Origin of the sequence: Bifidobacterium sp. ESL0682 (genome assembly GCF_029392815.1) — a bacterium.
Taxonomy (GTDB): Bacteria; Actinomycetota; Actinomycetes; order Actinomycetales; family Bifidobacteriaceae; genus Bifidobacterium.
This window is the reverse complement of the sequence record NZ_CP113942.1, coordinates 300495-314360: the sequence shown is the minus strand read 5'-3', so window position 1 is coordinate 314360 and position 13866 is coordinate 300495. Positions and strand designations below refer to the sequence as shown.

Here is a 13866-nt window from a genome sequence, read left to right as displayed (position 1 = left end):
AACCGACAGCGTTCTTCAAATTGCGAAATTTTCCAATCTCAGATGAACGCGCGCTCGCCGAAGATTGCAGTGCCGACGCGCACGATGGTTGAGCCTTCGGCCACGGCATAGTCCATATCGTGAGTCATACCCATCGAGAGTTCGCGGCATTCCGACGTTCCTGGCTCGCCAGAATTGAGAATCGTATCGCGTGTATCGCGCAGGTGCGCGAAGCCATTGCGTATCGTCTTCTCGTCGTCAACATGGGCGCCAATGGTCATTAAACCTTGCAATTGCAAACCGTCGATGGCACCAATCTGGTAAGCGAGATCAACAGCCTGGTCGGGTTCGCAGCCGGACTTTGACACCTCGCCGGATTCATTGACTTCCATCAGCACGCCGACAGTGATGTTGCGGGTAACGGCGCGACGCGCGATTTTCTGCGCTTCCTCGAGTGAACCGACGGATTCGATGGTGTCGACATATGGCAGCACCTTGCCGATTTTGTTGGATTGCAACTGACCGATGAGGTGGAAGGGGATGTGGCCGTTTGCGGCAGCCTGAGAATCCGCGTCGGCCGAAGCGCCGAGCGAGAAGTCGCGCTGCGCACACTGGCGAATCAGCCCCTCGGCCTTGGCAGAAATTTCCTGCGGCCGGTTCTCGCCGATCATGCGCACACCGGCGTCGATGGCTGCCATGATTTCGCCGACATCGCGTGTCTTGGTGGCAGCGAGCAGCTTCACAGATCCGGATTCACGCCCAGCCGCAGCCTCGGCTTGCGCGATATCATCGAGCACACGATGCACGCCGTCCGTGATTTCCTTGGTTCGCACCTCGTCGATAACCTCGTTCGCGAGATTCTTGTGATCCATGTAAGCAGTCATCATTCCCCGCTTCCGCTCCGATTGTTCGTCTCCATATTATGCACGCCCATGTCATCGTGACTCGTACCAAATCGCACTTTTATATCATTTACGTCAAAAACATGCAAAATACAATCTCTAAAACGCACTTTTCTGACGGCCATGTAAAAACACGCGAAATAGCGACCGCAACTTACGCATTTTCCACAATTACGTGGAAAACATGCAAGTTACGGTCGCTAAAATGCACTTTTACGCACACTCTTCATCTGCACAGCTCCGCATACACTACATACACACACGCATGCCTGCTCAGTTCAAACCGTGAACGGCCTCGGCAAGCGAACGCACATAGTCGGTGACGTAGGGCAGCGCATCCTCGCCGTATTTGCCGACGATGCGCACGATGGCCGAGCCGACGATGGCGCCGTCCGAATCGGCGGCCATGGTGGCGGCCTGCTCGGGAGTGGAGATGCCGAAGCCAATGGCGGCGGGCACGTCGGTGACGGCGCGCACCTCACGAATCATACCCTTCACATCACTGGTGATTTCCTCGCGCACGCCGGTGACACCGAGCGAGCTCACGCAATAAATGAAGCCCTTGGCGTCCGAAGCGATACTGTGGATGCGCTCGTGCGAGGTCGGGGCGATGAGACTGACCAAATCAAGCCCTTCGGCGGCCAGCGGTTCGTCGAACTCGGGCTTTTCCTCGTGTGGCACATCCGGCAGAATCACGCCGTCGAGCCCGACTTCGGCAGCACGATGCGCAAAACGCTCGAGGCCGTAAGAATAGAGCACGTTGGCGTAGGTCATGAAGACTATCGGCGTATCGATATGATGCTCCTTGCGCAGTCGCTCCACCAGCGCGAAAGCATCATCGGTTGTCGTTCCGGCGGCAAGCGCGCGATTGCTGGCTTCCTGAATGACCGGACCTTCGGCCGTCGGGTCGGAGAAGGGAACACCCAGCTCGATGAGGTCGGCGCCCGCGTCAATCATGGCCGGCACGACTTTTTCAGTGAACGCAATCGAGGGATCGCCAACCGTGACGAACGGGATGAAGGCCTTGCGGCGGCTGCCATCGGGAGCCGTGAATGCTTCTGCGATACGGGAACGGCGAGAGCCCTGCTGTGTTGTCGTTGTCTCAGTCATGAAGATCCTCCCCACGATAGCGGGCAATGGCCGCCACATCCTTGTCGCCACGTCCGGAAAGGGTGACGATGATACTTTGGTCCTTTGGCAACGTCGGCGCGAGCTTCATGGCGTAAGCCACGGCATGTGCGCTTTCGATGGCCGGGATAATGCCCTCGGTGCGGCTCAGGTATTCGAAAGCGTCAACCGCTTCGTCATCATTAATCGGCACGTACTGAGCGCGTCCGGCATCCTTCAGCGCCGCGTGTTCGGGGCCGACGCCCGGGTAGTCGAGTCCGGCGGAAATCGTGTAGACCGGCGCAATCTGACCATATTCGTTCTGGCAGAAGTAGCTTTTCATGCCATGGAAGATGCCAAGCGAGCCGGTGTTCATGGTCGCCGCCGTCTCCTTGGTGTCGATGCCGCGGCCGGCCGCCTCGCAACCGATGAGCTGCACATCTTTATCGTCTATGAAGTTGTAGAAGCTGCCGATGGCGTTCGAACCACCGCCGACGCACGCGATGACGGCTGCGGGAAGCTTGCCTTCGTCCTCAAGGATCTGCTCACGGGCTTCCTTGGAAATGACGGACTGGAAGTCGCGCACCATCGTCGGGAAGGGATGCGGACCCATGCACGAGCCGAGGCAGTAATGAGTGTCGGAAATGCGACGAGTCCATTCGCGGAACGTCTCGGAAACCGCGTCTTTCAAGGTTCCGGTGCCGCTGGTGACGCCACGTACTTCCGCGCCGAGCAACCGCATGCGGTAGACGTTCAGCGCCTGACGTTCCATGTCGACCTGGCCCATGTAGACCACGCATTCCATGCCGAACAGCGCCGCAACGGTGGCCGTGGCCACGCCGTGCTGGCCCGCGCCGGTTTCGGCAATGAGACGAGTTTTGCCCATGCGTTTGGCGAGCAGCGCCTGGCCGAGCACGTTGTTGATCTTGTGCGCACCGGTATGGTTCAGATCCTCGCGCTTGAGGTACACCTTCGCACCGCCGAGGTCCTTGGTCATGTTCTCCGCGTAATACAGCAGCGAAGGACGACCGGCGTATTTCTTCTCAAGGTCATCAAGCTCGGCGAGAAAGTCGGGATCATTTTTGTAATGATTGTAAGCCTCCTCCAGCTCGTTGACGGCGCCCATCAGCGTCTCGGGGATGTATTGGCCCCCGTGGATGCCGAAGCGCCCCTTTGAATTGGGCGAATTGGTCATGAGTTGCTCCTTTGTTATGATGTTTGTTTCTATTTTTAATATGTATTACATTTGTAAAATATTGTTTGACTGCTCCGACAACGAAATGCCTACCCAGTCAATCTGAATATCAAGTTATGATCCGTGGGCACCACCGCCTTCCGCACCATCCGCTGCCGCACGCACCACCTCGACGACAGCCCGCATTTTGTGCGGGTCTTTGACGCCATTGGTTTCGGTTCCTGAGCTGATATCCACGCCGAAGGGATGCACGGCTCGGATAGCTTCAGTCACATTGCCGGCATTAAGACCACCGGCGAGCAGGAACGGACGATTGACATCACGCACCAACGACCAGTCGAACGTCTTGCCGTCGCCTGCGCCCGCATCAAGCAGCACGAGGTCGGCTGACGATTGGCGAGCACGGTCCACATCCGATTCGGCGCGAATCTTGAATGCCTGCATAATCGGCACATCGGCAAGCCCGCGCAGCTCGGCAAGGTAACTCTCGTCCTCATGCCCGTGCAGCTGAATCACATCGAGATCGGCATCGTTGGCAATGGCGGCCACACGCTCAGTCGGTTCATCGACAAACACACCAACCGCATCCGGCAGTTTCACACCGGTTTTACCGGATCGAGTCTTCATGTACTTCACCAGCCCAGCCGCGCGCTCAACGGAAATTGAACGATGCGATTGGGGAACGTCGATAATGAATCCGACGGCATCGGCACCAGCCGCCAAAGCGGCGTCCACATCCTGCTCGCGTCTCAACCCGCAAAGCTTGACCTTGCAGCCGTTTGCGGTATCCGTATCCGCGGTACCACCAGCAGAAACCGCGTTGCTCAGAATTTCATGAGCAACAATTGCATCGTCCCCAAAGGACACACCGTTATCTGATAATCCCAAAGACGCGGCTCGAACCGAAGCTGTCGAATTATTCATCATGCCATCTCTTACTTCTCGTCCGCAGCAACACGATTGACCGGCCCGCCGCGAAGCTCGGCGAGCGCCGCGGTCTTGTCGGGCGAGCGCATCAGGGTCTCGCCGATGAGCACCGCATCGACTCCGGCAGCCTCAAGCTCGGCCACATCGGCACGGGTGGCTACGCCGGACTCGGAAACGAAAACGCGATCCGGGCCAACGGTCGGACGCAGCTCGATACTGTGGTCGAAATCGACGTCGAAGGTACGCAAATCGCGATTGTTGACACCGACTACACGGGCACCGGCGGCGATGGCACGCGGCACCTCGTCGGGCTGGTAAGCCTCCACCAGTGCGCTCATGCCAAGTTCGTGCGCGAGCGCGGTGTAATCGGCAAGTTGCTTGTCGTCCAAAATCGAGCAAATCAGCAGCACTGCCGAAGCACCGCAAGCGCGAGCCTGATAGATCATGTACGCATCGACGATGAAGTCCTTGCGCAGCACCGGAATATCGATCGCCGCCGCAACCTGGCGAAGATGCTCGTCGGACCCTTTGAACCACGTCGGCTCGGTCAGGCAGCTGATCGCCGCCGCCCCGGCCTTTTCGTAGTCGCGGGCGATATCAAGGTAGGGATAATCTTGCGCGATGATGCCCTTGCTGGGCGAGGCCTGCTTGAGCTCGCAGATGAAGCTCATGCCCGGAGCCTTGAGCGCACGTTCGAACGGAAATGCGGCATCGCCGCTCTCCCCTGCTTGAGCTTTTCGTGAGTTCACCTCGCGAGCTTGCGCTTCGACTATGTTCTGCGGAGTTTGCACCTTTTCTTCGGCCACGAGCTCACAGGTTTTCGCGGCGATACGCTGCAGGATATTTTCAGAATCAGCCATTACGTTGCACTTTCCTATCATTCATTTCAACAGCCACGTTCCATTCCTTACTAATCAGCATCGGCCTTGGCGAATGCCTGCGAGCCGGCAACGAACGTGTCAAGCGTCTTCGTCGCCGCACCGGATGCGATTTGTTCGCGGGCCAGCTCGACTCCTTCGCCGATCGACGGGGCAACGCCCGCGACATACAGCGCGCAAGCAGCGTTAAACAGCGCTGCTTCCAGCTTCGGACCGGTCTCCTCACCGCCCAGAATGGCACGCGTGGTCGCGGCGTTCTCCGCAGGAGTGCCGCCGAGCAGATCACTCTTTTGGCAACGCGTCAGGCCAAATTCCTCGGGCGTCAGCGTCATCGGATGATATTCGCCGTCACGCAGCTCACAGGCCGCGGTTTCGGCGGAAAGCGAGACCTCGTCCATCTTGTCGCGGCCGTACACGACCAGCGCGCGACGCACGCCAAGGCTTTCGAGCACGTGGGCTATGGGCTCCACGAGGTATTCGTCGTAGACGCCGAGCAGGAAGTATTCGGGACGGGCGGGGTTCGTGAGAGGCCCGAGAATGTTGAAAACAGTACGGAAGCCGAGTTCTTTGCGGATTGCGCCGACATAGCGCATTGCGGTGTGGTAACGCTGGGCGAATAGGAAGGTAAAGTTGTCCTTCTCGAGCAGATCGACCGCTTCTTCCGGCGACAGCGAGATGTTCGCGCCGAGGGCTTCGAGGCAGTCGGCGGTGCCGCACTGCGAGCTGGCTGCACGATTGCCGTGTTTGGTCACCTTGGCACCGGCAGCCGCCGCAATCAGTGCTGCCGTAGTAGAGATGTTGAAGGTGTTGGCACTATCACCGCCTGTGCCGACGATGTCGAGCGTTTCGACGCCAGGATGCGGCACCGGGGTGGCCAGTTCGCGCATGGCGGTCGCGCAACCCGAAATCTCGTCGATGGTTTCAGCCTTGGTCGACTTGGTGGAGAGGGCCGCGAGGAAGGCCGCGTTCTGGGTCGGCGTCGATTCTCCGCCCATAATCTCCTTCATCGCTTGATAGGCCTCGTCGTAGGTGAGGTCCTGCTTATTGACGATTTTGACGATGGCTTCACTAATCATGGTTATTACTTCCTTGTGATTGATAGTTGATTATTGAATTGGTGATTATTGAATTACTGATTGATGAATCAACGAATTGTATGAGCCGGTTTCGCACCCCAATTGACAATCCGCTGATTGAGTGGCCGATTGAGCAATCAGTCAGTCAACCTGTTGGCCAACCGGCTCATCGACTTCTCGATTAATCATGATTCGGTCGCCATCGGTCGATGACGCCGATGAAATTCTCAAGAATCTGCTTGCCCAGGGGTGTCAGAATGCTTTCCGGATGGAACTGAACGCCGAACATTGGCTTCTCGACGTGTTCCACGGCCATAATCTCGTCGGTTCCATCGGTGCGGGCCACGACACGCAACGTATCTGGCAATGTCGCCTTTTCGGCTTCCAGCGAATGGTACCGTGCGGCTTGAATCTGCGAGGGCATGCCGGCGAAGAGCGGGCAATCATTGTCGAGTTCGACCGGCGAAGCCTTGCCGTGCATGAGTTCGGCGGCGGGTACGACCTTGCCTCCCAGCGCCTCGCAGATGGCCTGATGACCGAGGCAGACGCCCAGAATCGGCACCGTTCCGGCAAGTTCATGCACCACGTTCTCGCAGATACCAGCGTCAGCAGGTTTGCCCGGCCCCGGTGAAAGCACGATGCCGTCGGAACCCAACGCGGCAAGACCCGCCACGTCGAGGTCGTCGTTGCGCACCACGTGCACGTCCGGCTCGATGGAACCGATGAGCTGATAAAGGTTGTAGGAGAAGCTGTCGTAGTTGTCGACAATGGTAATCATGCGAGGCCTCCGTTCGCCTGATTGATAGCGTCCACAACGGCGAGCGCCTTGTTGCGGCATTCCGCAAATTCCTTGTCGGGGTCGGAATCGGCGACGATGCCCGCCCCGGACTGTACACAGACCTTGCCGTAGTGCTTGAAGGCCAGACGGATGCCGATGCAGGTGTCAAGGTTGCCGGAGAAATCAAGGTAGCCGATGGCACCGCCGTAGATGTCACGCGGGGAATCCTCGAGTTCCGCGATAATCTGGCAGGCGCGAATCTTCGGTGCCCCGGAAAGCGTTCCAGCCGGAAGCACCGCGTCGATGACATCCAACGCATCCTTGCCGTCCGCCAGCTGCCCGGCAACCGTGGATCCGATGTGCATAACGTGCGAGAAGCGCAGGATATCGTGCAGTCGCTCAACTTCTACGCTGCCGAGCCTCGAGACGCGGCCGATGTCGTTGCGTCCGAGGTCGACCAACATGTTGTGCTCAGCCAGTTCCTTTTCATCACTCAGCAAGTCCTGCTCGATGCGCTTATCCTCTTCCGGCGTCGCACCGCGCGGACGGGTTCCGGCAAGCGGGTAGGTCAGCAGTCTGCCGTCTTCGAGCCGCACCAACGTCTCGGGTGAAGCGGCGGCGATTTCAATGTCATCGCTAGACATGAAGACCATGTAGGGGCTCGGGTTTTCGGCCCGCATGAGCCGGTAAGCGTCGAAGAGACTACCGGAAGCCTTGGCAACGCTAGGATTGGAGAGCACGACCTGGAAGATGTCACCGGCGTAAATGTGTTCCTTCGCCTTCTCGATCATCGAACCGTATTGCTCACGATTAAGCGTCAACGCAAGTTCGCCGCCCGAGTTCCAGCGGCTTGAAGTCGTAGCGTTCGCCCTGATCGAGAATCCGCTGCATGGCCTCGATCTGGCCGACCGCACGCTCGTAGGAGGCATCCACATCATTGGCATCAACACCGGCGATGAGCTGCAGGCGCTGGCGATAAGAATCGAAGGAGATGAGCTGGTCAAACAGCATTAGGTCGACATCAGGCAAGGCCGTGGGATCATTGGTTTCTTGCCGCAACGACGGTTCGGCGTAAGCGAGATAACCGAAGGAGAAATAACCGACCAGACCGCCGGAAAACGGCGGGAACCCCTCAATACGCGGGCTGGAATACTGGGCGAGCACCTTGCGGATCGCGTCGCTCGGGTGGTCGACATGCCGGTGCTCGACGACGACATCCTCGGCCTGCGATCCAGCAGCGGCAACGCGCTTAATCACCAAATCACCGGTCTTGCACGTCAACTCAAGCTTCGGCGCGAATCCGAGGAAACTGTAACGCCCCATGCGCTGGTCAGCCTCGGCGCTTTCCAGAAGGAAGCAATGATTGGAGGTGGCACGCACGCGACGCATGGCTTCGATGGTGGTCAGCCGGTCAGCAAGCAGCTCGCGCATCACTGGGATACGGCGGTACTTGCCGGTTTTCGTGAGTTCACGTACTTCGTCAAGTGTCGGCCGAATACCGGCATATCGTTCTTCGTTCGCCGCACCATGGTCGATCAATCCACGGTCCGCAGCAGCAGAGCTCGCATCCAGAACATTCTCAGCGTCAGTGTCAACGTCAACCTCAGCATGGCCGGCAACATTCCTAACGGCTGCATCGCCGTCCGCGCCGAACGCAGCATTCGCACTCATGGTCACCATGGGCACCTCCCAGAGGCCTTCGCCTCATTTTGGGACTAAAAAGCCCGTCCCAGCTGTCAATTACAGCCAAGGACGAGCGATATATGCCCGCGGTGCCACCTTGGTTCACGGTCTCCCGTGCCCTTTGCGAGACGCAAACACGTCTCCGGCAACTGACGTATGCCTTACGTCGCAGCCTCATGGTCGAAATCCGGCCAATCGGTGCGCCCTCAGCGGCCCACTCAACGGTTCGCATCTCGTCCCGGCTCTCACCATCCCAGGCTCGCTCATCGCGCGTTTCCGTCTACTTCCCCGCTTCATCGGTTTGTAGTGATTTTTAGTTATTGATAGTTAGGCTACACTCCCGTTTTTGCGTCTGTCAAACCCGTCCGACCAATCTGGAGCAAGAACACGGTCGGATTTGTCAGCACGGATGCTGTCCCAGGTGAAGCATTCCAAGGCTTCCCGCGCACTCATGGCAACCGGTCCAGAAGTGTCCGACATTTGGACATCGTGCAGCTCACGGATACCGAGCAGCCATGCGCAGTAACCAATAATTTGCTCCGGTCTGACTCCTTCCGCCCGCAGCTCACCGATATCCAGCGAATGCTTGCGTTTGGCCAGGCGCGTTCCAGTCGGGTCATCGATCAGCGGCAGATGCGCATACGTCGGATATTCCGCTGTCCCGCTGGCCTGATTGAACACGAAATCATCTGGCTTTAATGCATGACGACAATCTGCGGGCAAAGCATCATCTGATTGTAAAGTATTGCAATTTTCTCTGTATTTGTTCTTTGCAGCGACCGAATCATTGTCGCCGTTAATACCATATTTCGCGGCAAACCCCGAAGCTACCAACGCCCGGCGAATCCATATCTGCAACGCCGTGGAACGCAACAAATCGCGACCGCGCACGATGTCATTGACGCCCATCAAAAGGTCGTCAACCACTACTGCCAGCTGGTAAGAGAAGATGCCGTCGGAACGGCGAATCACGGTATCGCCGACATCGCGCGACAAATCGAAGCGTTGCTTGCCAAACACCCGGTCATCAAACGCGACGGCACTCCCGCTCGCGCCTTCTTCCGAAACTGCTATACGCAGCGAATGACGCCTACCGGCCTCCAACCGCAAGTACACCTCATCGGGATGCTCGGCCAACAACTTTCTACACGTTCCCGGATAAATCAGGAATCGATCGCCCTCCTGCGGGGCCGAAGCCGCACGCAGATCGGCACGCGAGCAGAAACACGGATAGACCAGCGGAAAATCGCCGAAGGCACAGGAATCAGGTATCTCCAAATCATCTGCGCCATACACTCGCTCGGCGGTTTCTTGCGCAGCTTTATTCCGCAAAGAATTGCCGCTACCCAACGACCCCCGCAACCGTCAAGGCCACCGGATGCGTTACCTCCAGACCCAGCATGAATGACATCGTCCAAACTTACCGATTCCAGCGAGCGCAACACCTCCTCGTAGATTTCCGTGCGCTGCGACTGATAGACCGGCTCGCCGTCCCAGTCAAGGCCAAGCCAGTGCAGGTCGTCCATGATCCACTTGTCGGCATCTTTGACCGCACGCGGCCCGTCAACGTCCTCGATGCGCAGCAGTACTTTGCCGGGTGGCTCGCTGTTGCCACAGATCTGACTTCCGTCACCATTCTTACCAGCGATGTCGCCATCATGCGCCGAAAGCCACGCGGCCAGCATCGCGTACACGTTGCCGATATGCATACGCCCAGAAGGGGTAGGTGCAAAACGGCTCGTCCGCCCATTCATCGAATCCAGAGCTCGGAATCCGTGGGCCATTCGTTGGGCGTGCAGCCTCGCAGGCTAATCGACTGCTCCTGCATCAGCGGTGCAGGTGCGTTCGGTGCAGGGCACGAAGGCTCATTATCCAGGTGCCCGAGCCGATGGCCGACCTCGTGATTGATGACCATCGTGCGGTAACGGTCCAGGGACATGCCTGCGCTGAACATCTGCGGCATGGCATTGTTCCAACGATCCTCATTGATGATGACGTTGTTACCCACACGGCAGCTGTATTCGTCAGAGCAATTGCCCGAGAAGGTTTTCATCAGCGATGGCTGCGAAAGATAGACGACGAAATCGCAATGGCTAGAATCGGCACTATACGTGAAGCTCGCGCCGGCCCGTGGCCACCCACGAGGATCGTTCAACGTGCGGAAAATGCTGTTTTCAAATTCCTGCTGCACTTCTGCCCCGCCGACATCGCCCTTCGTGCTCACGCAATAGGAATACTGATGGGCCGGTTTGCCGCTCGCCGCCACCGTTGCCTGCGCCTTGGCGAGCAACGAAGCCCGATTCCGATCGGTCAACGCCGGCTGTGGCGTCGCCTTGGTGAGGTCGGTTTTAGACGATTGCCGCTTGCCGCCTGTTTTTGAATGATGCTTCCGCAGCGATTTCTTGTCTGAAACGTTCGAGGTAGTCTGATGCTCTTGATGGCTTGCTGCGGTGTGGGATATCGCTGTCTTCACTCCGAATACGACAGCAGCAACGACAGCCAGAGTGACTACCAACACCACGATGCGGCGAATCCAATACACCGATTTCGGAACTCTTGCCGATGAAGACGCATGGCCTCGGCGCGAGGAATCGGCAGTTGCCGAATCTTCCGCCTCATCGGACAACACCGAACTGATGAACCCATCGGAAATCTCGAAGAAAGCGGCATCGTCACCGGTGAGTTTCACATCCGTCGAACCATGTTGAGATGGCGGAGTACGAAATGGACGTCTAGCGGACGACTGCTTGTTCTTGTCAGATCTCGCGGCGCCAGCAAACCCGAGAAAGTCTGCAATGACCGCACCCAGACGACGAATGCCGTGCTTGAGAGCGCGAACGACGACCATGCAGCCACGGCCCAATGACCGCAAACACTGTTTGCCATATTTTGCAACGGTTCGCAGCATGGCACGACCCTGAGCGCGCAACTCGCCCTGCGAATGTTCGTCCGACTGCCCGTCGCGTTTCACATAGTCTCCCGACTTAAAATCTCACTCATTCAGGCTTACATAATAGACATTTTTTATGACGAAACCATGACGCGCGCCCACTCTGCTCAATTCCCCTGCAAACCATGGCGACACACCGTCTTGCGCAACTCCCCCGCATATGTATACTGTTCTCTTGGCTCTTGTAGTTTTAGACCAGCGCCCCTATAGCTCAGCTGGTTAGAGCAGCTGACTCTTAATCAGCGTGTCCGGGGTTCGAATCCCCGTGGGGGCACGAGCAAGGTATCGTCGTTCGGCGGTACCTTTTTTCGTATCTGTAGAAACCTCTGGAAACATTGGGATTATCGGCCAGAGCACAGCACTGTATCGAATGAGCGTAACCGCTCGAAACAGCAAAACCAAACAAAAACGTGAGGCCGTACCCACTGGAACGGGACGGCCTCACGCCAACATGTCAGATGAAAGGTTTGTCTTAAGCGTTTAACGCGCAGAATCGGCCACGAATCAACGCTCGCGTATCGCCTCCCTCAGCGGCAGGACGCTGGTCGGCGATACCGACAGCTCGTCCAAGCCATACTCAAGGAAGGTCTCGGTCAGGCTCAGGTCGGCCCCAAGCTCGCCGCAGATGCCGCACCAGATGCCGGCGGCGTGCGCGGCGTCGACAGTCATCTTGATCATGCGCAACACGGCCGGCGAATGCGGGTCGGCGAAACGCGAAAGGTTCGGATTCTGACGGTCGCAGGCCAAGGTATATTGCGTCAGGTCGTTGGTGCCGATGGAGAAGAAATCGACTTCCTTCGCCAGCTCCGGTGCCATGACGACGGAGGCCGGAGTCTCCACCATAATGCCGACGTTGATATCCGCGTTGAACGGGATATTCTCGTCGCGCAACTCGGCCTTGACCTCTTCAATGATCTTCTTGGCGTCGCGAACCTCTTGCACCGAGGTGATCATCGGCAGCATGATGGCGATGTTGCCGTACGCCGAAGCGCGGTACAACGCGCGCAGCTGGACTTTGAAAATCTCCGGCTGGGTCAGGCAGATGCGGATGGCGCGGTAACCCAACGCAGGGTTGTCCTCGTGCTTCAGGTTGAAGTAGCCGACCTGCTTGTCCGCGCCAATATCGAGCGTGCGGATGATGACCAGGCGGTCTCCCATCTTCTGGACGACCTTCTTGTAGGCCTCGAACTGCGCGTCTTCGGTCGGGAAGTCCTCGCTCTCCAGGTAGAGGAACTCGCTACGGTAGAGGCCAATACCCTCGGCATCGTTGGCCAATACCGATGTGACGTCGGACGGACGGCCGATGTTCGAGTAAAGACGAACGGTCTGGCCTTCCTTGGTCTGCGTGGGCTTGCCTTTGAGCTCCTGCAACAGGCGAAGATGGTCCTCGTAGCCCTTTTTCTTGGCTTGATAAGACTTGAGACTTTCCTGATCGGGGTCGACCAGCACGAGACCGGCTGAACCGTCGACGATGGCCATCTTGCCGTCATCCTCAGGGTCGAAATCATTGCCCAGGCCGATAACGGCCGGCAGGCCCATGGTACGGGCCAGAATCGCGGTATGCGAGTTGGCGGAGCCCTTGGCGGTGACGAAGCCCAAGACCTTGGAGCGGTCAAGCTGCACGGTCTCGCTCGGAGTGAGATCATCAGCGGCAATGATGTGCGGGCCATCGGGGTTCTGATCGGCAGTATCATGCCCTCCAAGAATCCTGATGACGCGCTTGGAGACGTCACGCACATCCGCGGCGCGAGCCTGCATGTAGGAGTCGTCCATCGCCGCAAACATCGCGGCGAACTGCTCAGCGGTACCGTTGACGGCGAACTCCGCGTTGACCGACGAGGTGGTAATCATGCCTTCGATGCTCTCCACATAATCCGGATCTTTGAGCATCAGGCGATGCGCGTCGAACAGCTCGGCCTTTCCTTCGCCGAGTTCAGCCGCGGTCTTGTCGCGCAGCTTGCCCAGCTCAACGATGGCGGTGTCGCGGGCGGCACGGAAACGCTGAACTTCAGCAGCGGGGTCGGCCACTACACGGCGCTCGACCGACCCGTCACCGCTTTCAAGCACATGGATGGTGCCGATGGCGACGCCAGCGGAAACACCGGTTCCTTGAATCTTACGCATTACAGATTCTCCTTAAGGAAGGCTTCAAATTCAGCGGCCGCAGCGGTTTCGTCCTCGCCGTCAATCGCGACGGTGATGGCGTCGCCGCACTTGGCTCCAAGACCCATAACGCCGAAGATACGCTTGGCGTCAACGGTTTTGTCGCCGACGGTCAGCGTAATTGCGGATTGGTAGCTCTGCGCCTTTTCGACGACTTTTCCTGCCGGCCGCGCATGCATGCCCTCGGGATCGGTGATGGTGAAAGTGAATGAGGTTGCCATAAGTATT

The 13866-nt window shown here is 58.0% G+C and carries 12 protein-coding genes, 1 tRNA gene and 1 pseudogene; 1 reads left to right on the top strand and 13 read right to left on the bottom strand.

What is annotated here, in order from left to right:
- Positions 1 to 38 precede the first annotated feature (38 nt).
- From OZX57_RS01250 to OZX57_RS01200, 11 genes and pseudogenes are all read right to left on the bottom strand, one after another.
- Entirely contained in the window at positions 39 to 863 is an 825-nt protein-coding gene (locus OZX57_RS01250) for a YggS family pyridoxal phosphate-dependent enzyme (RefSeq protein ID WP_277162892.1), read from the bottom strand.
- Between the two features lie 291 nt (positions 864 to 1154).
- Positions 1155 to 1991 (bottom strand): tryptophan synthase subunit alpha, encoded by an 837-nt coding sequence (gene trpA / locus OZX57_RS01245; RefSeq protein WP_277162392.1) that lies wholly within the window; start codon positions 1989 to 1991, stop codon positions 1155 to 1157.
- The gene (gene trpB, locus OZX57_RS01240) at positions 1984 to 3183 is read right to left on the bottom strand and encodes a tryptophan synthase subunit beta (RefSeq protein WP_277162391.1); all 1200 of its coding nucleotides are present in this window, start codon (positions 3181 to 3183) and stop codon (positions 1984 to 1986) included. Before trpB ends, trpA begins: the two co-directional genes overlap by 8 nt.
- Positions 3184 to 3297: 114 nt before the next feature.
- Positions 3298 to 4110 carry a phosphoribosylanthranilate isomerase gene (locus tag OZX57_RS01235; protein ID WP_277162390.1) on the bottom strand — a complete coding sequence of 271 codons (813 nt, stop codon included), beginning with the start codon at positions 4108 to 4110 and terminating at the stop codon, positions 3298 to 3300.
- Positions 4111 to 4118: 8 nt separating this feature from the next.
- Positions 4119 to 4970, bottom strand: a complete 852-nt coding sequence (gene trpC, locus OZX57_RS01230) for an indole-3-glycerol phosphate synthase TrpC (protein WP_277162389.1) — start codon at positions 4968 to 4970, stop codon at positions 4119 to 4121.
- Between the two features lie 50 nt (positions 4971 to 5020).
- Complete coding sequence (trpD, locus tag OZX57_RS01225) at positions 5021 to 6064, bottom strand: anthranilate phosphoribosyltransferase (protein ID WP_277162388.1); 1044 nt, start codon at positions 6062 to 6064, stop codon at positions 5021 to 5023.
- A 181-nt stretch (positions 6065 to 6245) separates the two neighbouring features.
- Positions 6246 to 6842: an aminodeoxychorismate/anthranilate synthase component II gene (locus OZX57_RS01220; RefSeq protein WP_277162387.1), complete on the bottom strand. Its 597-nt coding sequence runs from the start codon at positions 6840 to 6842 to the stop codon at positions 6246 to 6248.
- Complete coding sequence (locus tag OZX57_RS01215; protein ID WP_277162386.1) at positions 6839 to 7663, bottom strand: anthranilate synthase component I family protein; 825 nt, start codon at positions 7661 to 7663, stop codon at positions 6839 to 6841. The genes OZX57_RS01220 and OZX57_RS01215 overlap by 4 nt, the downstream gene beginning before the upstream one ends.
- Positions 7653 to 8522, bottom strand: a complete 870-nt coding sequence (locus OZX57_RS01210) for a hypothetical protein (protein ID WP_277162385.1) — start codon at positions 8520 to 8522, stop codon at positions 7653 to 7655. Before OZX57_RS01210 ends, OZX57_RS01215 begins: the two co-directional genes overlap by 11 nt.
- Before the next feature lie 330 nt (positions 8523 to 8852).
- Positions 8853 to 10174, bottom strand: a pseudogene (locus OZX57_RS01205) (glutamate--tRNA ligase family protein).
- A 101-nt stretch (positions 10175 to 10275) separates the two neighbouring features.
- Positions 10276 to 11496, bottom strand: a complete 1221-nt coding sequence (locus OZX57_RS01200; protein ID WP_277162384.1) for a DUF3152 domain-containing protein — start codon at positions 11494 to 11496, stop codon at positions 10276 to 10278.
- A 179-nt stretch (positions 11497 to 11675) separates the two neighbouring features.
- Between OZX57_RS01200 and OZX57_RS01195 the strand changes: the two genes are divergently transcribed.
- Positions 11676 to 11749, top strand: a tRNA-Lys gene (locus OZX57_RS01195).
- Between the two features lie 230 nt (positions 11750 to 11979).
- On the opposite strand, the gene ptsP is transcribed toward OZX57_RS01195, so the two are convergent.
- Together ptsP and OZX57_RS01185 are read right to left on the bottom strand one after the other, a co-directional pair.
- Complete coding sequence (ptsP, locus tag OZX57_RS01190; RefSeq protein ID WP_277162383.1) at positions 11980 to 13599, bottom strand: phosphoenolpyruvate--protein phosphotransferase; 1620 nt, start codon at positions 13597 to 13599, stop codon at positions 11980 to 11982.
- The gene (locus OZX57_RS01185) at positions 13599 to 13859 is read right to left on the bottom strand and encodes an HPr family phosphocarrier protein (protein ID WP_277162382.1); all 261 of its coding nucleotides are present in this window, start codon (positions 13857 to 13859) and stop codon (positions 13599 to 13601) included. The genes ptsP and OZX57_RS01185 overlap by 1 nt, the downstream gene beginning before the upstream one ends.
- Positions 13860 to 13866 lie beyond the last annotated feature (7 nt).

What these genes read in the sequence shown, in the direction of transcription:
- trpA (WP_277162392.1), bottom strand. Translation starts at nt 1,991, where the DNA reads ATGACTGAGACAACGACAACACAGCAGGGCTCTCGCCGTTCCCGTATC.
- trpC (WP_277162389.1), bottom strand. Translation starts at nt 4,970, where the DNA reads ATGGCTGATTCTGAAAATATCCTGCAGCGTATCGCCGCGAAAACCTGT.
- OZX57_RS01250 (WP_277162892.1), bottom strand. Translation starts at nt 863, where the DNA reads ATGACTGCTTACATGGATCACAAGAATCTCGCGAACGAGGTTATCGAC.
- trpB (WP_277162391.1), bottom strand. Translation starts at nt 3,183, where the DNA reads ATGACCAATTCGCCCAATTCAAAGGGGCGCTTCGGCATCCACGGGGGC.
- OZX57_RS01185 (WP_277162382.1), bottom strand. Translation starts at nt 13,859, where the DNA reads ATGGCAACCTCATTCACTTTCACCATCACCGATCCCGAGGGCATGCAT.
- trpD (WP_277162388.1), bottom strand. Translation starts at nt 6,064, where the DNA reads ATGATTAGTGAAGCCATCGTCAAAATCGTCAATAAGCAGGACCTCACC.
- OZX57_RS01210 (WP_277162385.1), bottom strand. Translation starts at nt 8,522, where the DNA reads ATGGTGACCATGAGTGCGAATGCTGCGTTCGGCGCGGACGGCGATGCA.
- OZX57_RS01220 (WP_277162387.1), bottom strand. Translation starts at nt 6,842, where the DNA reads ATGATTACCATTGTCGACAACTACGACAGCTTCTCCTACAACCTTTAT.
- OZX57_RS01235 (WP_277162390.1), bottom strand. Translation starts at nt 4,110, where the DNA reads ATGATGAATAATTCGACAGCTTCGGTTCGAGCCGCGTCTTTGGGATTA.
- ptsP (WP_277162383.1), bottom strand. Translation starts at nt 13,599, where the DNA reads ATGCGTAAGATTCAAGGAACCGGTGTTTCCGCTGGCGTCGCCATCGGC.